The sequence below is a fragment of the Streptomyces sp. NPDC101225 genome (genome assembly GCF_044767585.1).
In the GTDB taxonomy this organism is placed as follows: domain Bacteria; phylum Actinomycetota; class Actinomycetes; order Streptomycetales; family Streptomycetaceae; genus Streptomyces.
Window position 1 is genome coordinate 81,525 of sequence record NZ_JBIWOE010000025.1, and the last position, 25,785, is coordinate 107,309.

Sequence of the window (25,785 nt, forward strand, 5' to 3'; positions counted from 1 at the left end):
GCCTGACTGCCGCTGTGCGGACACTTTGCGCCATTGACGGGAATGGCCGGCCACCCGGTCCTTTGCCGTAGGGCAGAGATTGACGATGCACTCGTGATCACTGTCCGTGTTGGGAGTCCACTGTGAGGTGCAGTTTGTGCGGTTCACGATGTCATCTCGAACCGAGCCGGAAGTCTTCGACTGTTGTGCCAACCGCGTGATCCGAACCGCGTCTCAGCACTCGTGATCTACGAGGGACATGGGGTCACGTTCGAGCCCCTTGTGCAGCCATGGCCTGCGAACGGCCCGCAGGCATTCCCCTCTCGCCCCTTTCTGCCCGCGCAGTAATCGTGGGCGATACCGGACAGAACCAGCGTTCGATCAAAGAAGTTCGGACGCTGGACATTGGAGGTATTGTCAAATGACACACGTCAGAAGGCCACTGGTCTCGTGTACGGCTCTGTTCGCTGCTTCGGTACTGCTGGCGGGATGCGGTGGCTCCGCCTCCGGTGATTCCAGCGCATCCGGCGGGGGTAGCTCCTCCTCTGGCCTCGCCACTGCCAAGAAAAAGGTGGCAGCCCTGCAGGCCACCACCAAGAGCTACTCCGTGCCCACCGCTGACGTGCCGGACGTCGGCAAGCTCAAGGGCCGCAAGATTTTCTACATCCCGATCGTCCAGCAGACCCCCGCCTTCGTCGCCACGGCTCAGGCAACAAAGGATGCGTTGTCCAAGGCTGGCCTTTCACAACAGGTATGCGACGGCAGGGCGCAGCCGACTGCGATCGCCTCATGCGTCCAGCAGGCGATCGCGGCGAACGCCGGCGGGATCATCATGGATGCAGTTCCCTACGGCATGGCGCAAAATGCCCTCGACGCCGCCAAGGCCAAGGGCATCCCGATTGTTATTGCGGACCAGAACCCGCCGCCCGGAGTCAAAAACAGCAACCAGGTGAGTTACGTGCCGGGGTCCGGCGGCCAGCCGAGTGCGATTGCCTGGTGGGTCATTGCCGCTTCCAAGGGCAAGGCCGACCTGATCATTGCTCAGAATGCCGACAGCCCCACGGCCAAGAAGATGGTGACCGACTCGCTGCCGATCTACGAGAAGTATTGCCCGGACTGCAAGGTGACCCTCAAGGAGATCACCTCCTCGACTCCGGCGCTGCTGGCTTCCAAGACGAGTTCCAACGTGTTGAGCCACCCGACCGCGAACTACTACTACACCGAGTTCGAGGACAGCCTCCAACCCACCATCCAGGGCATCCAGCAGTCGGGACGTTCTTCCGGCATCTCCGTGTCCACGGCAGCGGGCACGGTGAATGGACTGGGCCTTCTCAAGAGCGATTCGGCCGTCAAGGCCGTTGTGGCCGTGGACCTGCCCTACATGGGGTACGGCCTGACCGACGAACTCCTGCGCATGATGACCAAGTCCGGGCCGGTTGACGTGGTCCAGCCCATGCGCCTGTTCACCAAGGAGAACGTCGGCAGCATCGAGGTGACCACCGCGGCGCAGGCCTCAGGCGAGTGGTTCGGCGACGGCTCCTTCAAGGAGGAGTTCGCCAAACTCTGGGGCATCAAGTGAACAAGGAGGCGCCGTTCGCGAGCGCGCATTCTCAGACCGGCCCGCCGGATGCGGTGCGGCACCCACGTCTGGAAGTAGAAGCGCTGTCCAAGACATTCGGCACGACGCGGGCCCTGCGAGACGTGCAACTTGAGCTCGCCCCGGGCGAGTTGCACGGTCTCGTCGGACAGAATGGGTGCGGGAAGTCCACCCTGGTCAAGATCCTCACGGGCGTGTACGCGCCCGACCCGGGCGCATCCATCACAGTGGACGGGCAGCGGTTTGCACTGCCCGTCCACCCGATGCAGCAGCGCGAGGCGGGAGTCTCGGTGGTCCACCAGAGCAACAGTCTGGTGGACCACCTGACGGTGTGGGAGAACGTGCGGTTGGGGCACTACCGGGCAGGCCGGGTGTTGCGGCGGGTCAACCGCCGTGCGGAGCAGCGGGCGGCCGAGCAGATCCTGGACCGGCTGAGCTGCCCGCTGGACGCCGACCAGCCGGTGGGACACCTCTCCGCAGAGGACCGGGCCGTGGTCGCCATCGCTCGAGCGGTGCAGGACCACCGCCCCGGAGGCGGCCTGATTGTCTTCGACGAGACGACCCGGGCACTCGGCAGGCCAGCGAGGACCCGCTTCTTCCAGATGGTCCGATCGCTCGTCGAGGAGGGCACCTCGATCCTGCTGATCTCGCATCAGTTGGAGGAGGTCGTCGAAGTGACGGATCGAGTCACCGTTCTGCGCGACGGCACCGTCGTCGAGGCCGGCTTGTCCACGCCCGAAGTGGATGAGGTCGCACTCACCCGCATGATGCTCGGACGACACCTCGTCACACACGAGCGCGTCGGGAGCCACGTCCGGGACGAGGGCGTCGCCTCGGTCCGGGGTCTTTCGGTTGGTCCGGTAACCGGTCTCGACCTCGACATCCGGCGTGGCGAAATCCTCGGAGTGACCGGGCTGGTCGGCTCGGGCTTCGCCGAGGTGGCCGAGGCACTGGGCGGCGCGCGCACGGCACAGGCCGGCATGCTGTCGGTCGGCGGGCACGATCTGGCCCTGGACCGCAAACGCGGCTGCACCCGGGATTTCATCGACGCGGGCGTGGCATTCGTCCCCGAACGTCGCCTGGAGGCAGGGGTGGCGGGTGAACTCTCGGTGGCGGAGAACATGACGCTCCCTCGAATACGGCGCCGCAGCAGGCGGCTGCATACCGACTCGGTGTGGCAGGCCGAGGAAACCGCCACGATGATCGCGAAACTCGATGTCCGGCCGTCCGACCCGGATGCGCCGATCCACACACTGAGCGGCGGAAACCAGCAGAAGGTCCTGCTGGCCAAATGGCTGGCTGGCGTGCCCAATCTGCTGGTGCTGCACGAACCGACACAGGCTGTTGACGTCGGCGCCCGCCACAGCATCATCGACGCGATCCGGGAGGCCGCGTCGGACGGCTGCGGAATCGTCGTCGCCTCGATCGACCCAGTTGACCTGGCGGTGTTGTGCGACCGGGTGGTGGTGTTTCGTGACGGCCAGATCGCCAAGGAGCTGAGCGGCGAACTCGAGCCGGACACCATTGTGCGAGCGGTGTTCGACGACGCCCCACGGCCACAGGGGGAACCCCGGGAAGTACGGCAGGAACTAGCGCAGGGAAAGGGGCGGATCGACTGATGGACGTCACCAACAAGGGAGATCGACACGATGTCGACACCACTCCGGACGCGCCACAAGCGGCGCACGCGAGGAGGCCTCGGCCGGCCGCCGCCATGGCCACGCACTTCGCGGCGCGCTACTCAGTGATCGGCATCTGGTTGACCCTGATCGTGGTGTACGCCGTCGTGGAGCCAGGCGTATTCCTGGCCAAGGGAACCTTCCAGACGATCTTCGGCTCCCAGCAGGCGCTGGTATTCCTGACCATGGCCCTGCTGTGCACCATCTGCGTCGGCGAGTTCGTCGACCTGTCCGTCCCGGCAGTCTTCGGATTCTCCGCCACGATCCTGCCCGTTCTGGTCGTGGAGCATGGATGGGGAGTGTGGTCGGCGGCCGTCGTGGCAGTCCTGGGGGCACTCGCGGTCGGGGTGGTCAACGGCCTGCTCATCGTCGTGGTCGGGGTGAACACGATCGTGGTGACCCTGGGCATGGGCACCCTCCTCGGTGGCATCAGCCTTTGGCTGTCGCACCTGAACACCGTCAGCGGCCTGCCGGCCGGATTCAGCGAGATCGCCCTGTTCTCCGTGGCCGGCCTGCCGATCTCGTTCTACTACGGCGCGGTGTTGGTGGCCGGCTTCGCCTATCTGCTCGCGTTCACCCCTCTGGGCCGCCACATCCGTTTTGTCGGGGCCAACAGACAGGTCAGCAAGCTCTCCGGTATTCGCGTCGATCGGATCCGCTTCGGCTCCTTCGTCGCCTCCGGCACCCTGTGCGGTCTCGGCGCGGTCATCGCCGTCGCAGCACTGGGCGGCTACAACCCCGCCACCTCCGACTCCTTGCTCCTGCCGATTTTTGCCTCGGTCTTCCTCAGCACGGCGATCGTCGCGCCCGGACGCTTCAACCCGATCGGTACGTTCATCGGGATCTACTTCCTGGCTACCGGCATTCTCGGGCTCCAACTGCTGGGGCTGGATGCGTGGGTGTCCTCGGTCTTCTACGGCGGGGTGCTGGTCGTAGCAGTCACCGTCGCCACGCTGCTGCGTCGCCGAAGTGTGTGATCGGCCCCCAGGGCCCGCCGGAATTGTCGGGCGCCCAGGACGGCACCCCCGTGTCGGCGGCGGGTGCGTTCGGCCGTCGCCGACACACCCCATCGGCGTCCCGCTGAGCAGCGACGGAACACCATGTGCCTGCGTGCCGACGGACGCCGTCGCCCGGACGCCCTCCGGCGCGGACGTCCAATGACGGACATTCGCGCACCATGAGTGGCGCCGACATCCCGGCAATCATGGACGACGACATCCGCTTCCAATCTCCGTGTGGTGCGCATCGCCGCCAACCATGTGGAATGCAGAGCTCGTCGGGGGTCCGGCGGGATGGGTGCACCGTCCGTCCCGCCGGAGGCGGTTGCCTCTGCTAGCTTGCGCTAGACCGATCTAGTGCCCCGGCTGTCGAGCCTGCCCAGCACGGAAGCCGCATCAGCCACACTCGGCCCTCCTGGGCCGCCCAACAACTTACGGAGTCGCATGGCAATTCCCAGCCTCCAGGACGGCATCGACAAGGCCGGTTCGCCAGTGGCGCTGCTGTGGAAGCCCGGCGCCGAGCCGTGGACTCCCGAGGTCATCGTCCGCGAATACACCGGCTGGCGCCAGGAGCAGGCGGCGTGGCACGAGGGCGTCGCACTGCTGAACCTGTCGCACCACATGTACGACCTGTGGATCGAGGGCTCTGACGCCACCCAGCTCCTGGCCGACCACGGCGTCAACAACTTCGAGAGGTTCGCCATCGGCCAGGCCAAGCAGTACGTGCCGGTGACCCGGCACGGCCACATCGTCACCGACGGCGTCCTTGTCCGAGAAGCCGAGGACGCCTATGTGCTCAGCGGCATTCCGGCGGCCCAGCACTGGGTGCAGTTCCATGCCGAGAAGGGCGGCTACGACGTCACCTTCTCCACCGACTCCTCCAGCGCCTTCCGGCCCAACGGCGGCGACCCGAAACTGTTCCGTTACCAGATCCAGGGGCCGCTGGCGTTCGAGCTGATCGCAGGAGTCTTCGGTGCCCCGATCCCGAGGACGAAGTTCTTACACACCGCGCCGGTCACCCTGAACGGCCGGACCTTCAAGGCTCTGCGCCACGGCATGGCAGGACAAGCCGGCTACGAGTTCATCGGGCCCTGGGAGCACGCCGCCTACGTGCACGAAGCGTTCCTCAAGGCCGGCGAACCCCTCGGCCTGATCCAGGTCGGCGCCCTGGCATACACGACGCCGAGCGTGGAGAGCGGCTGGATCCCCTCACCCGTTCCCGGAATCTACTCGGACCCGGAGCTGGCGGAGTACCGCAAGTGGCTTCCGCTGTTCGGCATCGAGGGCAAGCGCCCGCTCAACGGCAGCTGCTTCTCCGCGGACATCGAAGACCACTACGTCTCCCCGTACGAACTCGGCTACGGAAAGATGATCCACTTCGGCCATGAGTTCGTGGGCCGGGACGCCCTGCTCAGGGCCAAGGACGACGAGGGGCTGCGCAGGAAGGTGACGCTGGTATTCCACCCGGACGACGTAGGCCGGGTGTTGGGCGGCGGAAAGGACACGGACCCCGGCTTCGTGCTCAGCTACGCCCGTCACCGGGTGGAAGGCGGCGACGGGGGCCTGGTCGGCGTCACCATGCAGACGGCCTCCATCGACCCGATCGGCGCCCTCCTGTCCCTGACGCTGATCGACGCCGCGCACGCCGAGCCCGGCACCGAGGTGACGGTGATCTGGGGTGAGCACCCTGGTATCGGTACAGACGCCGATGCCGACCTCGGCTTCCCGCGCATCCGCGCCACCGTCCAGCCCAGCCCGTACGACCGGCATGCCCGCACCGAGTACCGCCGCAACGCCTGATACGGAGTGGTGCCACGTGGCCCGGCGGGCCCCCGCACAGCTGCCGCTCGGACACGCCGGGCCGCCGTTATAAGCGCTCTCCTTCGTGGATACCCCCGGCTTCAGCCGGGGGAGGAGGTGAGCTCCTGCGGAGCAGGGCAAGGGGCGGGGTTTCGCCTTCAGGGCGACACCCGTCTCTACGGCGGCGTGAGCAGGCCCCCTTGATCAGGAGCTCTCAACTGTCAGACCTCCCAGATAGGTTCGGGTACATACGTTCAGCCTCAGGGTGTTGTGGCGACGGGCTCGGAACAGTTCCGCCGGTTCGCAGACAGGTACGGGAAGGAGAAGACCAAGGGCACGCCCCCTTCGGCCCGCTGATGGCTCCTCATGCCTGCCGCGGGCGTACGATCTTGCCCTCAAGATCTTCCAGGTGTCGCGGTGACCGTCCTTGAGTCCTCGGCGCCTACCGAGCTGCACCGTCCGCCTCAGGCAGCTGAGGCATCCGATCACACCGATGCCCGGGCCACGATGCGCCCCGGCACGGGTGCCAGGGCGCCGGTGCCGACGCCCAGGGCATCACGGGCGGCAATCCGTCCGAGCACCTCGGCGTCGATGTGCACGGTGGTGAGCGCGGGGGTGGTCAGGGCGCCGTGCTCGGTCTCATCGAAACCGATCACGGCCACGTCCTCGGGCACCCGCAGCCCGAGATCGCGCAGCGCCGTCAGGCTGCGCAACGCGATGATGTCGTCGAATGCGGCCAGGGCGGTGACCTCTGGGTGGGCCTGCAGAAACTCGCGGACGGCGGCAGCGCCGGCCCCTCGGGGCCTGGGCACGACGAATCGCTCCAGGGCGGGGAGTCCAAGACGCCGGGCCGTCTCCTCGGAAAAGCCGAGCCGGGCCTCGGTGAGCGGAAAGTCGTGGTCGGGCATCGCCATCGCGATGTGGGTGTGTCCCCGCTCGGCCAGATACCGGATCTGCACCGCGGCGTTGGCGGCGAAGCCGTTCTCCCAGTCCTCCTCGTTCGGCGCGTGTCCTTGCATGTAGGCCTCGCCGAGCCGCAGCACGGCCCGTGGTGCGATGGTGTCCAGGACCTTCTGCGTGGCTTCCGGGATTGAGTGCCCGTGCCGGACCAGCAGGATGTGATCGTGTTCGGCGAGCTCCTCGTCCAAGCCGCGGACGAAGCTGCGGGAGAAGTTGCCCTCGATGCCCCAGTCCACATTGAGTACAACGACACGCGAGGAGCCCTCGCGTAGCGCGCGGGCGATGCCGTGTGGAACATATCCCAGGTCCTGTGCCGCAGCCATGACCCGCTGCCGGGTGGTTGCGGAGATGGTCTGCCGGGGGTCGTTGTTCAGTACGAAGCTCACGGTCGCTCGTGATACTCCGGATGCTTTGGCCACGTCGCTCAGCGTGACCCGTCCCGAACGGCCCATGTTGGCACACTCCGTCCCTCATGCCGCGAACGCTCCGTGAGCAGGCCTCGGCCAGGACCGCCCCCGGGGGCCTTAGAACGTTTAAGCAGCTACGGGTAAGCCTATGCGGCTATATCGTTTCAGTTAAGTGTGCCCCTTCAGGTCTTCCGGCGGATGTTCTCTCCTAGCGCGACGGCCAGCCATCGGCGCACCTTGAGTTCGGTCGCCTGTGGCTTCCGCTCGGGCCCCTCAAGCCGGGTGATGCGGGCACCGGTGCCCGAACTTCAGGTGTTCTCCCGTACGGCCGATCCAGAGCACGCGGACCCAGACGGCTACGTCGTCGCATCCGTGGTCGGTGGCCAGGCGGCTGTCGGCAGGGCCGTGGGCGGGAACCGCTCCTCTCGTGGCTCCCGCCCGGTGCTCAGGCGGCTATGGCTGTGCGATCGGCATCCCACCGAGCCGCATGCAGGGTGTTGACCAGGAGCATCGCGATGGTCATGGGGCCCACTCCGCCCGGGACGGGGGTGATGCGTCCGGCGATCCCGTGGAGTTCGTCAGAACGGACGTCACCGGCCAGACCCGCGGGCGTGCGGTGGATGCCGACGTCGATGACGACGGCACCGGGCCGGACGTGTTCGGGGCCGATGAGGCCGCGGACGCCGGTGGCGACCACGATGATGTCGGCGGCTCGGGTGACGGTGGTGAGGTCGGTGGTGAATTCGTGGGCCACCGACACGGTCGCTCCGCGCCGCAGCAGCAGATGGGTCAGGGGCCTGCCGACGAGATTGCCCCATCCGACGATCGCGACGTTCGCGCCCTGGAGCGGGATGCCCTCGGCGTCCAGCAGCTCGACCACGCCGCTGGGCGTGCAGGGGCGCAGCCCTGGTTCGTCGCGGGCAAGGAGGCCAAGGCTGGCGGTGGTCAGGCCGTCGACGTCCTTGGCGGCGGGGATGTGGTCGATCAGGCCGGCCGCGTCCAGATGCCGGGGCAGGGGGAGTTGGAGCAGGATGCCGGAGACCTCTGGGTCGGCGACAAGCTGGTCCAGCACCGCAGCCACGTCGTCTTGGGTGGCGTGCTGAGGCAGGTGGCGGTGGAAGTCGCGCATACCGGCTTGCAGGATGGCGCGGCGCTTGGCAGCGACATACACGGCGCTGGCGGGGTCGTCGCCCACGAGGACCGTGGCGAGGCCGGGGACGGTCCCCGCGGACGCGGCGACCTCTGCGGCGACCTGGGCACGGATCCGCTGCGCAATGTGAGCACCGTTGATGATGGTGGTCATGGTGACGAACGCCTTTCGTCAGGCGAAGACGATGGTGTGGTTGCCATCCCGGATCACCCGGTCCTCGGCGTGCCACAGCACCGCACGGGAGAGCACCGCGCGTTCCACGTCAGCCCCGCGCCGGGTGAGGTCAGCAGCGGTGTCGGCGTGACTGACACGGACGACGTCCTGCTCGATGATCGGGCCCTCGTCGAGGTCCTCGGTGACGTAGTGGGCAGTGGCCCCGATCAGCTTCACCCCCCGCTCCTTGGCCTTGGCGTACGGCCCTGCGCCGATGAAGGCCGGCAGGAACGAGTGGTGGATGTTGATGATCGGCACTCCGGCCTGGCCGATGAAGTCGCCGGAGAGGATCTGCATGTAGCGGGCCAGGACCACAAAGTCGACGTTGCCCTTCAGCAGCCGCAGGTGCTCCGCCTCGGCGGCCGACTTGTCGGCGCCCTGGCACGGCACATGGAAGAAGGGAATGCCGAAGCCCCGGACCTCCTCGGCCACGTCCGGGTGATTGGAGACCACCATCGCCAGGGTCACCGGCAGCTGGCCCTGACGGTGACGCCACAGCAGGTCGAGCAGGCAGTGATCGGACTTGCTGGCGAAGATCGCCACCCGCTTGCGCACCGACATGTCGCGCAGGGTGTAGCGCAGTCCGAACTTCTCCACCAGGTTCTTGTCCAGGTCTGCCCGCAGCGCGGGCAGCGCGGCCTGGAGGCTGTCCAGGCCGAAGACGGTGCGCTGGAAGAACGCCCCGCCCTGTGGATTGTCGGAGTACTGGTCGAGGGAGACGATGTTTGCGTCGTGCCCGCTGAGGATGGAGGTCACGGCCGCGACGATGCCGGTCGCGTCGGCACCCTGCACGATGAGTGAGGCCTGCTGCGCGGAAGGCTTGCTCGTCGCGGCGCGGGCAGGGGTGTCTTGCGTGAGGGTCATGCCGGGCTTTCCTTCCAGAAGCGGGCGGCCCACTCGGAGGTGGCCTTGAGCCCGCCGAACGTATAGAAGTGGATCTTCAAGCCGCCGTGGCGGGCGGGATCGTGGGCCGCGGCGAGTTCGCGCAGGAAACGGTCCGGTCCCGCCGTGCCCATGAGGTTGGTCAGGGAGAACCCGTACTTCTTGACGACAGACGTGCTGGTGCCCACCCCGAAGCGGGCCGCGTACGACATGAGCCGCCGCACCCCGGCGGGCCCGGGCACTCCGACCCTGATCGGCAGGGTGATGCCGCGCGCCCGCACCTTTTCGACCCAGGCCAGTACCGGATCCACGTCGAACCCGAACTGCGTGATGACGCCGCCCTCCAGAGACTGCTCGCCGAGGGCGGCGTGCTTGTCCTGCAGCGCGGACCACAGCAGCCCGCTGTCGATCGCGGGATGGCCCTCCGGGTATCCGGTGATGCCGACGTTGCGCACGCCGTACTCCTGCAGCAGCCCCGTGTGGATCAGGGACAGGGAGTCGCCGTAGGGCCCCTTGGGGACGGCCGGGTCTCCCCCGATGAGAAACACGTTGTCCGACGTACCGTCGGCCTGCAGGCCGGCCAGGAACTGCTGGAGGTCCTCGCCCGACCCAAGGCGGCGGGCGGAGATGTGCGGAACGGGCACGAACCCGAGCCGCTTGACCGCCCGGGCCGCGTCCAGCCGCATCCGCAGGTCCTCGTTGCCGAGGAAGGTGACGTTGATACGGGTCCCCTGGGGAATGGTGTCGCAGGCTTCCTCCAGATTGGGGATGTCCTTCCCGGTCATCTCCAGGGAGAAGTCCTCAAGCAGCGAGGTGGCGACCGCCGTTCGTACCGTGCTCGCGGTGTTCATCGTCTTGCGTCTCGCTTTCTGAGTCGGCGTCAGTGCTCGCGGCGGTACAGCGTGCGCGCGTGTTCGTTGAACGGGGACGGCTGGACGGTGGCGCGGATGCGGGGGAAGCCGAGGTCGGCCTCGGGGCCGGTGCCCAGACCGGGGTGCTCGCCCCAGACCACCGTGACCTCGGTGCCCGGCACGGCGTGCTCGGCGTCGATCAGGGTCTGCGCCAGCACGGTGCCCACCGGGTCGATCGACGCGCTCTGCATCGTGACGCCGACCAGGACGGAGCCGTTCTCCACCCGGTGGCGGGCGTAGGACAGGACGAAGCCGGGGTCCTCGCCGCCCCCGATGACGGTGCGTACGTCATCCGGGTTGAGGACAAGAGTGACCTTGTTGCGCAGCGGCCCGTTCTTGGCCTTGAGCAGAGCGTCCCGGCCCACGAAGTCGTGCCCGAAGTGGATCAGTTTCCCGTAGCCGAGTTCGAACGGGGAGACGTAGTAGTCCTCGATGTCCGCGGAGAAGTAGCTGCCGTTGAGCGGGCGTTTGCCCTCGATGCCGAACAGGGGCAGGTACTTGCGGTATTCCAGCAGGTCGGGATCGGAGTAGATGGCGGGCACCGGCGAGGGGATCCAGCCGCTCTCCACGCTCGGCGTCGTGTACGCCAGGGCCCCGACCTGGATCAGGCCGAGCGGCTCGCCGGCCTTGAGGAACGCCTCGTGCACGTAGGCGGCGTGCTCCCAGGGACCGATGAACTCGAAGCCGGCCTGGCCGGCCATGCCGTGGCGCAGCGCGTGGAAGGTCCGCCCGTCGAGGGTGACCGGCGCGGAGTGGAAGAACTTGGTCTCCGGCAGCGGCACGCCGAACGTCTTCTCCACCAGCTCCGCCGCCAGCGGTCCCTGGATCTGGTAGCGGAAGAGCCTGGGGGTGCCGCCGCCGGGGCGGAAGGCGGAGGACGCGTCGGTGGCGAAGCCGACGTCGTAGCCGCCCTTCGCGGCGTGGTACTGCACCCAGTGCTGCGCGGCCGGGATCCCGCTGAGCAGGTACTTGTTCTCGCCCTCCCGGGCGAGGATGCCGTCGGTGACGATGTGGCCATGGCGGGTGACCGGCACGTACTGCTTGGCCTGGCCGATCGCGAACTTCTCGAAGTTGTTCACACCGTGGTCGGCCAGCACCCGGGTCGCATCCGGTCCCTCGATCCACATGTCGTACATGTGGTGCGAGAGGTTGAGGAGGGCCACACCGTCGTGCCAGGCGGCCTGCTCCTGCCGCCAGCCGGCGTATTCGCGCTCGACGACCTCCGGCGTCCACGGCTCGGCGTCCGGCTGCCACAGCAGGTTGATCGGCGAGCCGGCCTGGTTGATGCCGTCTTGGAGGGAGGGGGTGGGCATTGCGGCTCCTTCTTGGGTGACTACGCGAAACTAAATCGATCTAGTAACGGACGGGGAAGGGCCTGCGGTATGGACCCGGAGCGTGAATACCGCAGAGGTGCAACGATCTAGTGATTGCAGGCGGAGTGGGCTCCCCGCCGGAGGCGCTGGAGTGCGGGGCGGCCTACGGCCGCAGGCCGCACTCCGGGCCGGCCGGAACGCCGACCCGGATACTGCCGCGGTGGGCGACGTGGGCGGATGCGATGCGCACGGCGTCGAGACTGGCCCGGACGTCGTGGACGCGCACGCAGAACGCGCCGTCCCGTGCGGCCAGCGCGGAGATTGCGGACGTCGCCGCATCCCGTCCCCCGGGTGGCACCTGGTCGGCGCCGCCGTGCGTGAGGGCGGCGGCGATGAAGCGCTTCCTCGAGGCGCCGATGAGTACGGGGTGGCCCAGCTTGTGAAGGGACCCGAGGCCGGTCAGGAGCGTCCAGTCGTGCTCCGGTCGCTTGGAGAAGCCGAGCCCCGGGTCGACGATGATGCGGGCCGGGTCGACGCCGTGTTCCGTCAACTGCCAGATTCTGCTGTCCAGTTCGGCCGCGACCTCGGCGACGACATCGCCGTAGTCCGCATGCCGGTCCATCTCGGGGCTCGGTGCCCGCCAGTGCATGGCCACGTACGGGACGCCGGCGTCAGCGGCGGTCCGGGCCATGGCCGGATCGGCCAGTCCGCCGCTGACGTCGTTCACCATCCGCGCCCCCGCTTCGACGGCGGCCCGGGCGACGGGCGCGTGCATGGTGTCGATGCTCGTGCACACGCCGGCCCGGGCGAGTTCGCGCACCACCGGGACGGTCCGGGCCAGCTCCTCCTCCAGGCCCACGGGGCGCGCCCCCGGCCGGGTGGACTCTCCTCCCACGTCCACGATGTCCGCGCCCTGCACGGCGAGTTCCAGCCCCCGCTCGACCGCGCGGTGGGTGTCTGCGTACAGGCCGCCGTCGGAGAAGGAGTCGGGCGTGACGTTGAGGATCCCCATGACCAGGCAGCGGCCCGGGCTGGGGAGCCCCTCCATCTCGGCCGGCGTTCTGGGCGGTACGGCAGCGGCAGTGCTTTGCATGGTTGACATCGGCGGCAACCTCCTGGTTCCCGCGCCCGCCGCGGGAAGGAAGAACTAAATCGATTAGGCCGTCAGGGCCGTCAGGTTACAACGAGAAACTTAATCGTTCTAGTCCCTGTGGGTGATCGTTATGGGGATCGAGGCCAGGGGATCCGGCGGTTTCGTGGCCAGATGCCCGCAGCGCCCCTCGGCCGACAGCGCGCTGCGGCCGAAGGAGCTGTCGGGGTCCTGCAGGTAGACGCCACCGCCGTGGGCGACCACGCCAGCGGCCGGCTCGCCGAGGAGCCGGGCGACGACGTAGGCGGCGGCCATGCCGGTGACGTCTCTGATGATGCCCATGGGCAGCAGGGAGCGGGTCTCGGCGATGGCCTCGTGCTCACCCGCCCTGATCAGCACCCGGGTCTCGGCGGCGATCCCGAGCGCGGCGATGGCGACGGCGATGTTGTCGAGGTCGTCGGAGCCCACGGCGGCGAGAGCGCGGGCGTGGCGCAGGCGGAGTTGTTCCAGCAGGTGGCGGTCGCCGCCGTTGCCCGTCATGACGGGCACGCCCATGGTGCGGGCCAGCCGGGCGGCGGCTGCCTGCGGGTCGCGTTCGACGCCGACGACGGGGATGCCCAGGGCTCGCAGTTCGACGCACAGCCGCAGGCCCACCTGTCCCATGCCGACCACGATGACGTGTCCCGAGCGGGGCAGGGTCCGAGGGCCGATGAGGCTGATCAGCTTGGGGCCGAGCATGCGCTCAACCACTCCTGCGGTGAACAGCGCGCTGAAGGCGATGGTGCCGAGCATCGCCAGAGCTGCGAGTACCTGGTATGTGTGTGCCCGGGCCGGCGCCTGGGCGGGGCCGACGCCCGCGACCACCCGTGCGGCGTCGAAGAATGCCTCCGGGGCGGGGTGCCCGTGCCCGACCAGCCACACCCAGTCGCCCAGCAGAATGGCGAGGACGGCGAGCATGCCCACGACCAGCACGCGGGTGCCCGCATCGTGCGGACGCAGCTGGCGCAGCACCCAGCCGGCCCGGGTGCGCCACCGTCGCCGAGTGCGCGGACGCCAGTCCTCGGCATACAGTCTGTCTCCGTTCTCGCGGACCCCCCGGATCCGGTCCTGATTGCGCTGCACCGCAGCCAGAGCGGGATCCAGGCACGGTCCGGCCAGCGCGGGCGCGACCAGGTCCGCGAGCGAGGTCACCTCGCATCGCGGCAGCAGACGGCTGAGCTCGGCGGCCACGGTGCGGTCGAAGATCGTCGCGATCAAGGGTGTTTCGGGCGAGAGGTGCGCGACGGCGAGGGCGTAGCGCAGCGCGGCAACGTCGTCGTGCAGGAGCACGGACACTGCATGCGGGCGCCCGCCCAGCGCGGAGCGGAGCTCCTCGTCACGCGGCTGGGTGAGGTGCAGGGTGGTGTGCCGACGCGCGTGCAGCGTTGCGCACACCCGGCTGGCCAGGTGGGTCTCGCCGATCACGAGGTAGCGGTGGGTCGTCCTGACGGGGGGCGAGTGCGTGGTCATGATTCGGGTGTCCTGCCGTAAGAGGGCGTGGTCAGGGGGCCTCGCCGTGTCGGAGCCCGTCGGGGGTCGCCGCGTCGGCTGCCGTCCGGTTGACGACGGCCGCACCGGGCTGCTGCCGCGGGCGAGGTGATGCGATCACTCTTGCGGTGCGGCGATGGTATGGGACAGTTCAGGCGCGCCGGGCGAAGGCTAATGTTGCATCCCCAACAGGGCGCCAAGCGGACGGCGGACAGGCGCGGCGGGCGCAGCGACGGGGTGGGTGACCACCGGGAGGCGTCGGGGACACTCTGCGCGCAGCCCCGGACCGGTTGCGCGGCGGGCATGGTTCCATCGGCCGCCAGTGCAACTTCGTGCGGGCCGCAACCGGCAGCCGGGCCACTGGGCCGCCGTGTCCGCGCCCGGCCTCAGGCGCGGCGAGTCCACGGCCAGCCGTCAGGAACAACGATTGGCCCCACGGCCAAGGCTCGTACTGCGCACAATTGCCGACGAGGCGTCGGCTCGCTCATCTTGCCCTCGGGTGGGTCTTCCATCGCCAGTCCTCGCGTCCAGCGAGTTGCCTCTGTTAGCGTGAAGCGCTAGAACGATTTAGTGAGGTGGGTCATGGATCGCTTGCTCCTAATGCGCAGCTTCGTGACTGTCGCGCAGCTCGGCAGTTTCAGCGGAGCCGCAAGGACGCTGGGTTCCTCGGGTTCGCTCGTTTCCCGTCATGTCGCGGAACTGGAGCGGACCATCGGTGTCCGGCTCGTGAACCGTACGGCGCGTTCGGTCAGCCTGACCGAGCCCGGGCTGCGGTATGCGGAGTTCGCCACCCGCATCCTCGCCGAGGTCGAGGCGGAGGAAGCCGAGATCGCCCACCTGCACGACCGGGCGGAGGGGCAGCTGAGCGTCGTCTGCCCCAAGTGGATCGGTAGTTTCGATGTCGGCGACGCCATCGCCGCCTTCGCCGCCGAGCATCCGCGGATCGCTGTGCGGTTCGAGCTTGGCGGAGTGTCGGAGCGCACGTACGACTTTCTCGACAGCGGCTTTGACATCGCCCTGCACACCCGGGACCTGCGCGACTCCAGCGTGCACCTCAAAAAGATCGCGTCCTTGCCGTTTACGCTGTGCGCGGCCGAGGGCTACGTCAAGGAGCACGGATCCCTTGCCCACCCCAACGATCTGGCCGCTCGTGACTGCCTGGTGCACGTCAATGAGCCGGTCTGGCGTCTGGGGCTGGGGGCCGCCTCCACACTGCACAAAATCCGCAACGTGGCCTTCTCCTCCAACTCCTATATCGCCCTGCAGAAGGCCGCCGTGCAGGGCCGCGGCATTGCCTTGATTCCTCAGCGGTCGGCCTACAATGATCTCATCTCCGGCGCACTGCAGGTGCAGCTTCCGCATGTGGCCGTGCCCGACCGCCCGCTGTATGCGGTATACGGGCCGGGCCGGAGCGTGCCGCGCAAGATCACTACCCTGCTGGAGTTCCTCACGCAGTGGTTCAAGGACAATCCGATCCCGTTGATTGACGCGTGACGGCTTGTCAGCGTCGCATGGGGAGGTGTATGGGGTCGGCGCTCAGGAGCATGTGGCCGTGATGGTCGGCGTGGCGGGCGCTGGTGCGCAGGAGGCGTCGCCGGGGGGTGTCGGCTGGCAGGTCGGTCGCGTCTGGCAGGCTTCGCCTGGATCGACGACGCCGATTTCGGGGCGTGCGGCGCGAGCTCCAACGGATCGATGAGGTGCTGGCCTGGGCTCCGGAGTGGGTCGACGGCCTCGGCTGCCGTCTGTGTTCGTCCTGTCGGCGGGGGTGGCAAGGTGTGGAGCACCGCCGGGTCGTTGGCGACATGGTTGTGGGTACGGGTGCGTACCCGTACCCTGGAGGTGTGGAAGGAGTTCTCCGTGTCCGATGCCAATATCCGCATCCCGGAAGAAGCGCGCGATCGCCTCGCTGAGGTCGCTGCCGGCGAAGGGATGTCTCTGCGCGCGTACCTCGCCCGCCTCGCCGAGTCCCTTCTGACGCCTGCGGAGCGGGCTGAGCGGGCTGAGCGGGCGCGGGCAGTGCTGAAAGAATGGAACGGTTACGACCCTGATCCCGTCCAGCAGGCGGACCTCGACGCGGAGTTGGACCGTCGGCTGGGCAAGGCGGACGCTGCGTGAGTACTGCCGTTCACGTGATCCTCGACAGCTCCGCCATGGTGGCTGCGGGCCGCGGCAACAGTCTGGCGTCCCGGCTGATTCACCGCGCTCATGCCGAATCCGGCTGGTTCCTCTACGCCACAACATGTGCGCTGGTGGAAGCAGACCGGGAACGAAAGGGAACGGCCGAGCATATTGCCGCCCTGCCTGGCTTCACCTTTCTTGAGCTCGACCTTCCCGCCGCCCTCGCGGTGGCACACGGGCACGATGACTGGGCCGTGGCCCACACGCTGTATGCGGCGCAGCCCACTGCGGACCGTCCGGAGGGCAGCGTCGTCGCGACCACTGCAACCTCCCTGTGGGAGCCTCACCCGGTCCGCACCCTCGGCCTCAATCCCTAGTATTCCAGTTGCACTTCTCCATTTTTCCTGGCCACAGGGTCTTTTGTGAGCCTAGTGAGCTGACGCTCCGTCAAGGTGGTGGTGGTTCGTGACTCACTCGATCGGGGTGCGTGCGGCGCTGGTAGTGGCCGTGGCGGGCGATGGCCTGATGGCGTCGGCGCCAGTGGGACCAGCGGAGCCGCTGCGCGAGTGACCGATGCCAGGCCGCGGAGGGGTGGGCAAGGTCCAGGAGCCGCCGGACTTCTGCCACGGAGAGGGACTTCTCGGTGGTCTTCCTGGTCGACGTCCACGGCTGGCAGGCCGCCGCGGCCGGCCGGATCGTGGCCGCCGGTCAGCTCGGCGGGGCCGTGCTGCGGCTGGTCTCCGGCTGGTGGTCGGACCGGGCGGGCAGCCGGATGCGGCCGATGCGCACGCTGACCGTCGCCATCGCGCTCGCCCTGGCCGGACTGGCCGCCTGCGCCGCCGCGAGGAGCGCCACGGCCGGCGCCGTCGTGATGGTGGCCACGGTGGTCTCCGTCAGCACCAACGGGCTGGCGTACACCACGGTCGCCGAGTACGCGGGGAGCAGTTGGGCGGGCAAGGCGGGCATCCAGAACACCGCCCAGTACGTGGTCGCCACCGCCACACCGCCGGGGATGGCCACCCGCATCTCGGCGACCGGCTACCCGGCCGCCTTCACCGTGGGCGCCGTGGCCGCCCTGCTGGCCGTCGCCACAATCCCGGTCCGCGGCGAACACCGGGCCGCCGACCCGCCGCCGACCCCGGAAACGGTGGAACAGCACCCGGGGCAGGGCGCGATCCGGGCCTGCGGGTGAGCTTGTTCTTTTTCTTCTGGGCTCGAACGGTGTCCCGAACGAGGTCACTCACCTGGGCATTCGCCGGACATGAGGGTGGCCTTCGTCTGATCCTGTGCTCCGTCACGAGGAGAACCAGTCGAAGGCCGTTGTCATGAGCGTGGTGTGCCCGGATGTCCGACGGGAAGCGTTCGCGGAAGCGTCACGCTTCCCGAGCAGAGTTCTACGAGTGTCTGACCGCCCGGCGCGACGAACTGTTCGAACTGGCCGACGCGCTGTTGTGCGTCGACGGGCCGGTCACCTCGCCGGTGGACCTGACGATGGTGCCCGAGCACCGGCGTGGGCACGGCGCGTTGTACGGAGCTCTCAACCGGGGCCGGTTCGACGTCGAGAAGTTGCGGACCTTGCTCGCCGGGCTGCCGTTGCCCCGGTTCGAGGGCGGCCGCCTGGTGCTGGCGGTCGGCGTGTCGCCGTGGCTGCGCTCGGACGCGCCGTGCTCGGCAGACCGGCTGTTCTGCCACGTCTACGGCCGGGCGAAGTCCGCCGCCCAGTTCACCCCGGGCTGGCCGTATTCCTTCGTCGCCGTCCTCGAACCGGGAGCCACCTCGTGGACGTCGATCCTGGACGTGGTCCGACTCGGACCCGAAGATGATGCGACCGCCGTCACCGCCACCCAACTTCGGGCGGTGGCCGAGCGGCTCATCTCAGCCGGCCAGTGGGCGCCCGGCGATCCGGACATCACGATCGTCATGGACGCTGGTTACGACGTCACCCGCCTGGCCTGGGTCCTGCGGGACCTTCCTGTCGGACTGGTCGGGCGGATCCGCAGCGACCGGGTGATGCGGCTGCCGAAACCCTCGCTCAAGGAGTACGCGCTGGCCTGTCCCCAGGGCGGCAGGCCGCCGAAGCACGGCAGGGAGTTCCGCTTCGCCAACCCCGAGACCTGGCCCGAGGCGGCGATCACCACGGTCACCGACACCACCAACTACGGCAAGGCCCAAGCCCGGGCCTGGGACCGGTCCACCCGAGGCTGACCCACCGTTCGGCCTGGCTGGAGCACGACGGTGAACTCCCCGTCGTCGAGGGCACCTTGGTCCGGTTGAAGGTCGAGCACCTCTCGAAAGAGCGGGAAGCACCGCCGGTCTGGCTGTGGTCTTCCAAGACCGGCGCCGCCCCGGCAGACGTGGATCTGTGGTGGCAGGTGTTCCTCAGGAGATTCGATCTCGAGCACACCTTCAGGTTCGGAAAGCAGATCCTCGGCTGGACCACCCCGAAGGTCCGTACTCCCCAGGCCGCGGACCGGTGGACATGGCTCGTGGTCGTCGTCCACACCCAGCTCCGCCTCGCCCGGCCGCTGGCCGCTGGCTTTGTCCACGAGAACCGACAGCAGATGTTCACCACATCGGGAGGCGGCGCAGCCGGCAGCCGTTCGATTTCGGTCGTGGGATCAGCTGGGTGGAGTTCCTGGTGCTGTGACCGGGAGGTTCGACGGGGTGGTGGCTCCTGCGGCACTCCAAGGTGGTGGTGCCTATCCCGTGGGGCCCGATCGGATTCAGGACGGCTGGGCGGTGGGCCGGAGGCCGTCCATCAGCAGGTTCAGCAGGCGATTGGCCGTGGCTTCCTGCTCGGGCCGGGGGGCCACCGTGAAGATGCCGATGAGGGCGGTGGCGATGTCTTCGGCCGTGATGTCGGAGCGGAGGTCGCCCGCCGTGCGGCCTGCGTTGAGAATCGTGTTGATGGCCGTCAGTAGCTCGGTCCGGGTCTGCGCATGGGTGATCTGGCCCGATTCGATCGTTGCTCGCAGCGTGTCGAGCATGCCGTTCTTGGCTGCGATCCAGTCCCCGAACAGGTCCATCCAGCGCCGCATCGACGCTGCGGGGGGCAGATGGCCGAGCAACTCGTGGGCGCCGCTCGTCAGCCGCACGACCTGATCCTGATAGACCGCGTCGACCAGTGATTCGCGGGTCGGGAAGTGACGGTAGAGAGTGGCGATGCCGACCCCGGCCTCACGGGCGATCGCGCGCATCGAGGGCTCGCCGTCGGACGACACGAAGACGCGGGTCGCCACCGTGAGCAGCTGGTCGCGGTTGCGTGCTGCGTCCGCCCGCGGCGTACGGGCTTTCATCCCACCCGAAACGGATCGCGCTCCGTTTGTGCTATGGTCGTTCATGAAACGGAGCATAGTCCGTTTCGATGCCCTTACGGCCTCGCGGAGATAGACGCACATGCAGACAGAGAACGAGCAACCACTCGCAGCCGGCAGCAGGGCAGTCCGGATGGACTCCTTCGGCGGCCCCGAAGTCCTGGACGTTCAGGAAGTCCTGGAACCGCAGGCCGGACCGGGGCAGGTCCGCGTGCGGGTCACTGCTGCCGGACTGAACCCGTGCCCGAGCCACCCTGACCACCGCGTTCCCGCCGGCCTCGGTGACCGCGACGGACCTGCTCGAACGTCCCCTCGTCGATCCGGCCGGCCATCGGCATGCCGGTGACGGTGTGGAGGTGACGCTGCGTCCGTTCCAGATCCTGACGCTGCGGTCGCGGCCCGTCACGGGCACGGGTGAGCGACGGGCACGTCGACACGGTCGAGGCGACGGGCCCGGGCCCGTCGCGGGCTGCTACCAGGCGTCCTGCGTGGCGAAGTACCGCCTCCAGAAGTCGACTTTCGCGCGGGTCGCCACACGCATCGGTCCGTAGTGCTCGCCGACCTCCATCACCGTGGGCGAGGAAGGACTGTGGGCGGACCACATGGGCAGGCCGTGCCCGTTGGGGTCGCCGGTGCTGATGTAGTTCGCGAGGTACGAGGACAGGGTGTCGGCGATCTCGCGGTCCTGGTCGGTCCAGCCCTGGGTGGAGGGGTAGAGGTTGCCGAAGAAGTAGACGATCTCGGAGCCGTGGTAGGCGCCCCGGATGTCATGGTCAGGGCCCGGCGGACGGTGCGTCCAGAAGTACGTGTACACCGGCCGGTCGGTGCCCTTGGTCCACTCCTCGCTCCAAAGGTACGTGGAGACACGGGAGTTGTCGCGAATGGCGTCGTTGCTGGCGAGGGCCGCCTCGTCGTCCGTGGTGGCCGGGTAGAGCCGCAGGAAGTCGTCCACCATCGTGCCGAACTTCTGCTGCGCGGCGCTCACGTAGTCGTCGAGGGTGACATGGACGGGCGGGGCGCCGGGACGGTCTGGGTAGGGCGTGCTGCGCCAGTGGTCGAAGGCGGTCTCGGGTACGGCTCCGCTCTCGTCGAGGTTGTTGCCGGCGAGGTACCAGACGTCGTTCTGCGCGCGGGCCTCATAGGTGTCCATGTAGCCGGCCTGCAGCACCCAGCCGTCGACGACAGGCCTGAACAGGGGTGGTTTCGCGATGGACTTGGTGTCGACGGTCTCGTCCTTGAGCGTGGCGCCGTCCGTGAACTGCGACCAGGGCAGGGCGCGGAGCTCCGCCAGCGTGCTCGCGCCCTTCGTCCCGCCGTAGGCGGGCCCCTGTTCGAGGGCGGTGTCCATCCTGCGCAACGAGACGCCGAGGTAGCGCAGCTCCGGGTCGCTCGGGTAGCGCACATGACTCTCGGCGACGGAGCGCTTGAACAGGCCGGTGGCGAGCGGGGACATCGAGAGCATGTCGGTGGAGCCGGCGCCCGCGGACTGGCCGCCCACGGTCACCTGGCGTGGATCACCGCCGAACGCGGCGATGTTGCGCCGTACCCACTTCAGGGCCGCGATCTGGTCCAGCAGGCCGTAGTTGCCCGACACGCCGTGCGGGGACTCCGCGCTCAGTTCGGGGGTGGCGAGGAAACCCAGGGCTCCGAGACGGTAGTTGATGGTGACCACGACGACGCCCTTGCCCGCGAGGACGGACCCGTCGAAGCTCGGGTCGGAGCCGGTCCCGGCCGAGAACCCGCCGCCGTACAGCCAGACGTACACCGGCCGTCGCTCCCGGTCGCTCGTGGCGCCGGTCCAGATGTTGAGGTTGAGGCAGTCCTCGCTCATGGTGAGGGTGGTCGACGCCTGCGGGGGTGCGTCGCCGAACGTGTCGGCCTTGCGCACGCCCTTCCACGACGGGGCCGGCTGCGGCGGGCGCCAGCGGTTGCGCCCCGCGGTGGTGGCCGCGTAGGGGATGCCCTTGAAGACGGTGACGCCAAAGACCGCGGCGGCCACACCGGAGACCAGCCCGGACTCGGTGCGCACGGGCCGGCCCACGAGCGGTTCGGTCGCGGACGCGACCGACGTCCCGAGGGCGTCGAGGAACACCGCCCCGGCGGCGATGCCCGCGGAGCGACCGAGGAAGTCGCGGCGGCGCAACTCCGGCTCCACGCCGGTGAGTCGGCTGTTTTCAGGCACGTTCATACGAAAACTCCGTATCGCTCGGGGAAGGGCGCTGTGGCGCCGGAAGGGGGGAGGGGGCGGCCGAGAACGTAACGCGCGACAAGATTGCGGGCAATATGTGCGACAGAATTTCCCGAGATCCACAGGCTCGCATCGTCCGACAATCACTTGGGGCGGGGATCTCGGAACTGGCGTGAACTGCGGGCTTCTACGGCAGTTTTCTTGCAGTCATGGCCTCACGGCGTCTACCTTTCGTGAAGCTCCTGTCCGACAATTCTCCTCAGCATCGACAGTGTCAGGACGACCACGCCGACGCCCGTGGCGGCGAGGCCGCCGACCAGGAGCGCGCCGCGTGGCCCGAAGGAGGCGCCGACCGCGCCCACCGCGGGGGCGCCGACGACGGTGCCGCCCAGCCAGCCGATCGACCAGATCGACAGCACCCGACCCCGCATCTGGGGTGCGGCGCCCAGCTGCATCAGCGTCTTGGCCGAGGAGTTGAACGTGATGGAGGCCGAGCCGACGAACACCAGGGCCACCAGCGCCACCGCCAGAGCCGTGGCGCAGATCAGCGCTCCCCAGATCACCGCCGACACCGACAGGGAACGGGTGCTGAGCCCACGGCGGCGCACCGCGACGAAGCCGCCCAGGACCGCACCGACGCTCATCACGGCCATCGCGGCGCCGTAGCCGGCGGACCCGACGTGGAAGGCCTCGGTGGTCAGCAGCGGCAGGCTGACCGGGAACTCCCAGGTGAGGATGCCGGTCACGTACACCATGACCATGGGGTACAGCAGGTCGGGTGTACGGCGGACGTAGGCGACGGCGGCCCGGATCTGGCCCTTGGCGCGCGCCTCGCGCTCCGCGGGATACATCTCCGTCGTCCGCAGCATGCGCAGGCTGACGATGACCGCGAGGAACGAGACGGTGTCCAGGGCGAAGCAGGGCGTCACCCCGAGCACCGCGATGACGATGCCGGCCAGACCCGGTCCGACGAGCTTGGCGGTGTTGATGAAGGTGGAGTTGACGGCGATCGCGTTGGCCAGGTGCTCGCGGTCGACGAGTTCGCTGATCAGGCTCTGCCGGGCGGGGTTGTCGAAGACGTTGGTGAGACCGATCGCCAGCATGAGCAGGACGACCAGGGGCACGCTCATCAGATGGGCCCCGCTCAGGACGGTGAGCAGTGCGGCCTGGACCGCGAAACACACCTGAGTGACCGTCAGCAGCCTGCGGGTGTCATGGCGGTCCACCAGCAGCCCGCCCCACACTCCGAGCAGCAGGAGGGGCAGGTACCGGGCCCCGGTCACGATGCCCAGCGTCGTTCCGCTGTGCGTCAGTTGCAGGGTCAGCCAGCCGACGGCGATGTTCTGCATCCAGTTGCCGACCACGGACGTGCTCTGTCCGATCGCGTACAGCCGGTAGTTGCGTATCCGCAGCGACGCGAAGCTGCTGAGGCGAGCGGCACCCTCGTGCCGGGAGGCCGGGCGCCTGGCGGGGAACGGCCCCCGGCGGCGGACAGTCATCATCGGCGTAGCCGCCGCACTGCGTGCGCGGGAGGAAGGGCGAGGGCCCGCCACGACTGTGTCATGGGGCTCCGTCTCGAACCGGGTGGGGCCGGACGTGGGGATCCGGCCCGGGACGCGCGGCCGACGGCCGGCGGGTCCGACTCAGTTGCCCTTGGCCCTCGACCGCCGGTCACCCAGGCCGAGACGCTTCAGAGCCAGCGTGTCCAGCCCGGTGAGGATCCCGTTGAGGATGAGCGTCATCGCCACCAGGATGATCAGGCCGGCGAACTCGGTGGGTGCGTCGAGGTTCGTGGCCGCGGTGAACAGCTCGTGGCCGATGCCGTCGGTGGAGGCGATGAACTCACCGCCGATGACGCCGAGGATCGCCAGCGGCCCGCCCGTCTTGAGCGCAGCGAAGAAGGGCGCGGCCAGGGTGGGCAGGGTCACGTAGCTGAGCACGTGGTGCCGGCCCCCGCCCATCACCTGGACGATCTCCACCAGTTCGTGATCCCGCAGCCTGAGGCCCAGGTAGACGTTGTAGAAGACCACGAAGGCGACACCCGTCGCCGCGATCGTGATCTTCGACATCGGGCCGATGCCGAAGAACAGCAGGAACAGCGGCGCGAGGGCGATCTTGGGGATGCCGTTGACGGCCGCGATCAGCGGCTCGAACACCCTTCCGGCGAGCGGCACCGAGCCCAGCACCAGGCCCATCACGGTGCCTATCGCCACGCCGATCCCGAAGCCGGCCACGATCTCGAAGGCCGTCGTCCTGATGTCGGTCCAGCCGGCCGACGAGCCGAGCAGCTTCCACAGGGCGTGCGCCACGTCGGTCGGCTTGCTGACGGCGTACTCAGGCAGGACGGGACCGCTCATCACCTGCCACAGGACGACGGTCAGGGCGATCACCGCGATCCGCAGGACCACCACCAGCGCGGTGCCCCGCCACGCGCCGCCCCCGAGGCTCGCGGGCCGGGCCGCCTTCACCTCGGTCTTGCTCTCTGCACTGCTGGTAGCAGTCGCCATTGTCTGCTCCTTCCAGATTCACCGGTGCGGCTCGCCCGGTCGCCTCACGGCAGGTACTTGTTCGTCCAGTTGTCGGTGGTGACCTCGGCACCCGAGGGGAGCGTGCCCAGGCTGGTGAGGAACGCCATGGTCTTCTTCCAGCCGGCGGCGTCCATCGAGCCGCTGGTGGGCCACTCGACCTGCTGCAGGCTGGCCTGCACGACGCTGTTCGGCGCGCCCGTGAGGGACTTCTGGGCGGCCTTCGTCACCGTCTGGTCGTTGCTGTCCTTGAGGTGCGTGTTCATGTAGGCCGTCGCCTGCTGGACCGCTGTGGCGAACTTCTTGACGATGTCGGGGTGGGCGCTGGCGTAGCTCTTCTGGGTGACCACGAGCTGTCCGTACCCGGCGTCCTCGGCGGCCCACTCGGGAACCTTGGCCGGGTCGGCGACGACGACGCCGTCCCCATCGTCCTGGATCTGCAGCGGGATCGGTTCCGAGGTGAGGAACCAGTCGATCTGGCCGCTGTTGACGGCGGCCTTGTCGGCGGCCGGGCTCGGCAGCGTCACCCACTTGACCTTCTTGTCGGGATCGACGCCGTACTTCTTGAGGAAGATGCCGGCCTCGGCCCTGGTGTTGGCAGAGCTGGAGCCGCCGGTGGACCCCGACAGCGCCTTGGCGACCGTCGCGGCCGGGCTGCTCGCGGTCAGCTTGTGGGCGGTGGCGAACTTCTTGCTGACGACGAGGCCGAGCGGGTTGCCGAGACCGTCGGTGGAGACCGCGAGCTGTGGCAGCCCCTTGGCGAGGGCGGAGACGAACGCGGTGGGGCTGCTGTCGTAGAACTGAACCGAACCCGACTGGAGCGCCGAGGGGCCGGTGGCGGCGGTCAGCGTCACGAACTTCATCTTCAGGCCCTGCTTGCGGAAGTAGCCGTTGGCGTCGGCCACTTGGAGCGGGGTGTCGAAGATGCTGCCGCCGCCGCCGACGGTGACCTGGACGAGTCCGTCCGAGGCCGAGGTGGTGCTGGAGTCGTTGCCGCAGGCGGTGAGCAGCGCCGGGGCGAGGACCGTGGCCGAGGTGAGAGCCAGCATCCTGCGGCCGCCGCCGGGCCGCAGCCGCGTTCCTCTGCGGGCCGCGGGAGTGGTCGGGTGTGCGTGGGTCATGATCGTTCTCCTG

Annotated in this window: 21 protein-coding genes and 2 pseudogenes; 11 read left to right on the plus strand and 12 right to left on the minus strand. The window is 68.6% G+C overall.

Features of this window, described 5'->3' with window-relative positions; genetic code table 11:
* Positions 1-550: 550 nt before the first annotated feature.
* From ACIRPX_RS29615 to ACIRPX_RS29630, 4 genes are all read left to right on the plus strand, one after another.
* Positions 551-1,558 (plus strand): sugar ABC transporter substrate-binding protein, encoded by a 1,008-nt coding sequence (locus ACIRPX_RS29615; protein ID WP_404200885.1) that lies wholly within the window; start codon positions 551-553, stop codon positions 1,556-1,558.
* Positions 1,555-3,195 (plus strand): sugar ABC transporter ATP-binding protein, encoded by a 1,641-nt coding sequence (locus ACIRPX_RS29620; protein WP_404200887.1) that lies wholly within the window; start codon positions 1,555-1,557, stop codon positions 3,193-3,195. The genes ACIRPX_RS29615 and ACIRPX_RS29620 overlap by 4 nt, the downstream gene beginning before the upstream one ends.
* Positions 3,195-4,232, plus strand: a complete 1,038-nt coding sequence (locus ACIRPX_RS29625; protein WP_404200889.1) for an ABC transporter permease — start codon at positions 3,195-3,197, stop codon at positions 4,230-4,232. The genes ACIRPX_RS29620 and ACIRPX_RS29625 overlap by 1 nt, the downstream gene beginning before the upstream one ends.
* A gap of 465 nt (positions 4,233-4,697) precedes the next feature.
* Positions 4,698-6,053 carry an aminomethyl transferase family protein gene (locus ACIRPX_RS29630; protein ID WP_404200891.1) on the plus strand — a complete coding sequence of 452 codons (1,356 nt, stop codon included), beginning with the start codon at positions 4,698-4,700 and terminating at the stop codon, positions 6,051-6,053.
* A gap of 485 nt (positions 6,054-6,538) precedes the next feature.
* Here the strand turns inward: ACIRPX_RS29630 and ACIRPX_RS29635 are convergent, their stop codons facing one another.
* The 7 genes from ACIRPX_RS29635 to ACIRPX_RS29665 form a co-directional block, all read right to left on the minus strand.
* A complete protein-coding gene (locus ACIRPX_RS29635; protein ID WP_404200893.1) occupies positions 6,539-7,465 on the minus strand; it encodes a LacI family DNA-binding transcriptional regulator in 927 nt (308 codons plus the stop codon).
* Positions 7,466-7,865: 400 nt separating this feature from the next.
* The gene (locus tag ACIRPX_RS29640) at positions 7,866-8,723 is read right to left on the minus strand and encodes a bifunctional 5,10-methylenetetrahydrofolate dehydrogenase/5,10-methenyltetrahydrofolate cyclohydrolase (protein ID WP_404200895.1); all 858 of its coding nucleotides are present in this window, start codon (positions 8,721-8,723) and stop codon (positions 7,866-7,868) included.
* Between the two features lie 18 nt (positions 8,724-8,741).
* On the minus strand, positions 8,742-9,647 hold the full coding sequence (gene purU, locus ACIRPX_RS29645; RefSeq protein WP_404200897.1) for a formyltetrahydrofolate deformylase: 906 nt from the start codon (positions 9,645-9,647) through the stop codon (positions 8,742-8,744).
* On the minus strand, positions 9,644-10,516 hold the full coding sequence (locus tag ACIRPX_RS29650; RefSeq protein ID WP_404200899.1) for a methylenetetrahydrofolate reductase: 873 nt from the start codon (positions 10,514-10,516) through the stop codon (positions 9,644-9,646). Before ACIRPX_RS29650 ends, purU begins: the two co-directional genes overlap by 4 nt.
* A 29-nt stretch (positions 10,517-10,545) precedes the next feature.
* Positions 10,546-11,889, minus strand: coding sequence for an aminomethyl transferase family protein (locus ACIRPX_RS29655; protein WP_404200901.1), 1,344 nt, complete (start codon positions 11,887-11,889; stop codon positions 10,546-10,548).
* 163 nt (positions 11,890-12,052) lie between these two features.
* On the minus strand, positions 12,053-12,937 hold the full coding sequence (gene folP / locus ACIRPX_RS29660) for a dihydropteroate synthase (RefSeq protein ID WP_404200980.1): 885 nt from the start codon (positions 12,935-12,937) through the stop codon (positions 12,053-12,055).
* A 153-nt stretch (positions 12,938-13,090) separates the two neighbouring features.
* A complete protein-coding gene (locus ACIRPX_RS29665) occupies positions 13,091-14,488 on the minus strand; it encodes a potassium channel family protein (RefSeq protein WP_404200903.1) in 1,398 nt (465 codons plus the stop codon).
* 600 nt (positions 14,489-15,088) lie between these two features.
* Here ACIRPX_RS29665 and ACIRPX_RS29670 point away from each other — a divergent pair.
* The 5 genes and pseudogenes from ACIRPX_RS29670 to ACIRPX_RS29690 form a co-directional block, all read left to right on the plus strand.
* The gene (locus ACIRPX_RS29670) at positions 15,089-16,000 is read left to right on the plus strand and encodes a LysR family transcriptional regulator (RefSeq protein WP_404200905.1); all 912 of its coding nucleotides are present in this window, start codon (positions 15,089-15,091) and stop codon (positions 15,998-16,000) included.
* 363 nt (positions 16,001-16,363) lie between these two features.
* Positions 16,364-16,621: an Arc family DNA-binding protein gene (locus ACIRPX_RS29675; RefSeq protein ID WP_404200907.1), complete on the plus strand. Its 258-nt coding sequence runs from the start codon at positions 16,364-16,366 to the stop codon at positions 16,619-16,621.
* On the plus strand, positions 16,618-17,001 hold the full coding sequence (locus ACIRPX_RS29680) for a hypothetical protein (RefSeq protein ID WP_404200909.1): 384 nt from the start codon (positions 16,618-16,620) through the stop codon (positions 16,999-17,001). The genes ACIRPX_RS29675 and ACIRPX_RS29680 overlap by 4 nt, the downstream gene beginning before the upstream one ends.
* A gap of 266 nt (positions 17,002-17,267) precedes the next feature.
* Positions 17,268-17,816, plus strand: a complete 549-nt coding sequence (locus ACIRPX_RS29685; RefSeq protein WP_404200911.1) for an MFS transporter — start codon at positions 17,268-17,270, stop codon at positions 17,814-17,816.
* Between the two features lie 133 nt (positions 17,817-17,949).
* Positions 17,950-19,158, plus strand: a pseudogene (locus tag ACIRPX_RS29690) (NF041680 family putative transposase); the annotation flags it as partial.
* Between the two features lie 189 nt (positions 19,159-19,347).
* Here the strand turns inward: ACIRPX_RS29690 and ACIRPX_RS29695 are convergent.
* Positions 19,348-19,965: a TetR/AcrR family transcriptional regulator gene (locus tag ACIRPX_RS29695; RefSeq protein ID WP_404200913.1), complete on the minus strand. Its 618-nt coding sequence runs from the start codon at positions 19,963-19,965 to the stop codon at positions 19,348-19,350.
* A gap of 55 nt (positions 19,966-20,020) precedes the next feature.
* Here ACIRPX_RS29695 and ACIRPX_RS29700 point away from each other — a divergent pair.
* A pseudogene (locus tag ACIRPX_RS29700) lies at positions 20,021-20,179 on the plus strand (NADP-dependent oxidoreductase); the annotation flags it as partial.
* A 40-nt stretch (positions 20,180-20,219) separates the two neighbouring features.
* Positions 20,220-20,489 carry a hypothetical protein gene (locus ACIRPX_RS29705; protein WP_404200915.1) on the plus strand — a complete coding sequence of 90 codons (270 nt, stop codon included), beginning with the start codon at positions 20,220-20,222 and terminating at the stop codon, positions 20,487-20,489.
* Here the strand turns inward: ACIRPX_RS29705 and ACIRPX_RS29710 are convergent.
* The 4 genes from ACIRPX_RS29710 to ACIRPX_RS29725 form a co-directional block, all read right to left on the minus strand.
* Complete coding sequence (locus ACIRPX_RS29710; RefSeq protein ID WP_404200917.1) at positions 20,411-22,126, minus strand: carboxylesterase/lipase family protein; 1,716 nt, start codon at positions 22,124-22,126, stop codon at positions 20,411-20,413. The two genes, ACIRPX_RS29705 and ACIRPX_RS29710, sit on opposite strands and share 79 nt — an antisense overlap.
* A gap of 224 nt (positions 22,127-22,350) precedes the next feature.
* Positions 22,351-23,628, minus strand: a complete 1,278-nt coding sequence (locus ACIRPX_RS29715; RefSeq protein WP_404200919.1) for an MFS transporter — start codon at positions 23,626-23,628, stop codon at positions 22,351-22,353.
* A 141-nt stretch (positions 23,629-23,769) separates the two neighbouring features.
* Complete coding sequence (locus ACIRPX_RS29720; RefSeq protein ID WP_404200921.1) at positions 23,770-24,633, minus strand: ABC transporter permease; 864 nt, start codon at positions 24,631-24,633, stop codon at positions 23,770-23,772.
* A gap of 44 nt (positions 24,634-24,677) precedes the next feature.
* Positions 24,678-25,772 (minus strand): ABC transporter substrate-binding protein, encoded by a 1,095-nt coding sequence (locus ACIRPX_RS29725; RefSeq protein WP_404200923.1) that lies wholly within the window; start codon positions 25,770-25,772, stop codon positions 24,678-24,680.
* Between the last annotated feature and the right edge of the window lie 13 nt (positions 25,773-25,785).

Bases quoted from the DNA above. Each gene is read 5' to 3' on its own strand.
- ACIRPX_RS29625 (WP_404200889.1), top strand. From the start codon at position 3,195: ATGGACGTCACCAACAAGGGAGATCGACACGATGTCGACACCACTCCG.
- ACIRPX_RS29630 (WP_404200891.1), top strand. From the start codon at position 4,698: ATGGCAATTCCCAGCCTCCAGGACGGCATCGACAAGGCCGGTTCGCCA.
- ACIRPX_RS29635 (WP_404200893.1), bottom strand. From the start codon at position 7,465: ATGGGCCGTTCGGGACGGGTCACGCTGAGCGACGTGGCCAAAGCATCC.
- ACIRPX_RS29640 (WP_404200895.1), bottom strand. From the start codon at position 8,723: ATGACCACCATCATCAACGGTGCTCACATTGCGCAGCGGATCCGTGCC.
- purU (WP_404200897.1), bottom strand. From the start codon at position 9,647: ATGACCCTCACGCAAGACACCCCTGCCCGCGCCGCGACGAGCAAGCCT.
- ACIRPX_RS29650 (WP_404200899.1), bottom strand. From the start codon at position 10,516: ATGAACACCGCGAGCACGGTACGAACGGCGGTCGCCACCTCGCTGCTT.
- ACIRPX_RS29655 (WP_404200901.1), bottom strand. From the start codon at position 11,889: ATGCCCACCCCCTCCCTCCAAGACGGCATCAACCAGGCCGGCTCGCCG.
- folP (WP_404200980.1), bottom strand. From the start codon at position 12,937: ATGGAGGGGCTCCCCAGCCCGGGCCGCTGCCTGGTCATGGGGATCCTC.
- ACIRPX_RS29665 (WP_404200903.1), bottom strand. From the start codon at position 14,488: ATGACCACGCACTCGCCCCCCGTCAGGACGACCCACCGCTACCTCGTG.
- ACIRPX_RS29670 (WP_404200905.1), top strand. From the start codon at position 15,089: ATGGATCGCTTGCTCCTAATGCGCAGCTTCGTGACTGTCGCGCAGCTC.
- ACIRPX_RS29695 (WP_404200913.1), bottom strand. From the start codon at position 19,965: ATGAACGACCATAGCACAAACGGAGCGCGATCCGTTTCGGGTGGGATG.
- ACIRPX_RS29710 (WP_404200917.1), bottom strand. From the start codon at position 22,126: ATGAACGTGCCTGAAAACAGCCGACTCACCGGCGTGGAGCCGGAGTTG.
- ACIRPX_RS29715 (WP_404200919.1), bottom strand. From the start codon at position 23,628: ATGATGACTGTCCGCCGCCGGGGGCCGTTCCCCGCCAGGCGCCCGGCC.
- ACIRPX_RS29720 (WP_404200921.1), bottom strand. From the start codon at position 24,633: ATGGCGACTGCTACCAGCAGTGCAGAGAGCAAGACCGAGGTGAAGGCG.
- ACIRPX_RS29725 (WP_404200923.1), bottom strand. From the start codon at position 25,772: ATGACCCACGCACACCCGACCACTCCCGCGGCCCGCAGAGGAACGCGG.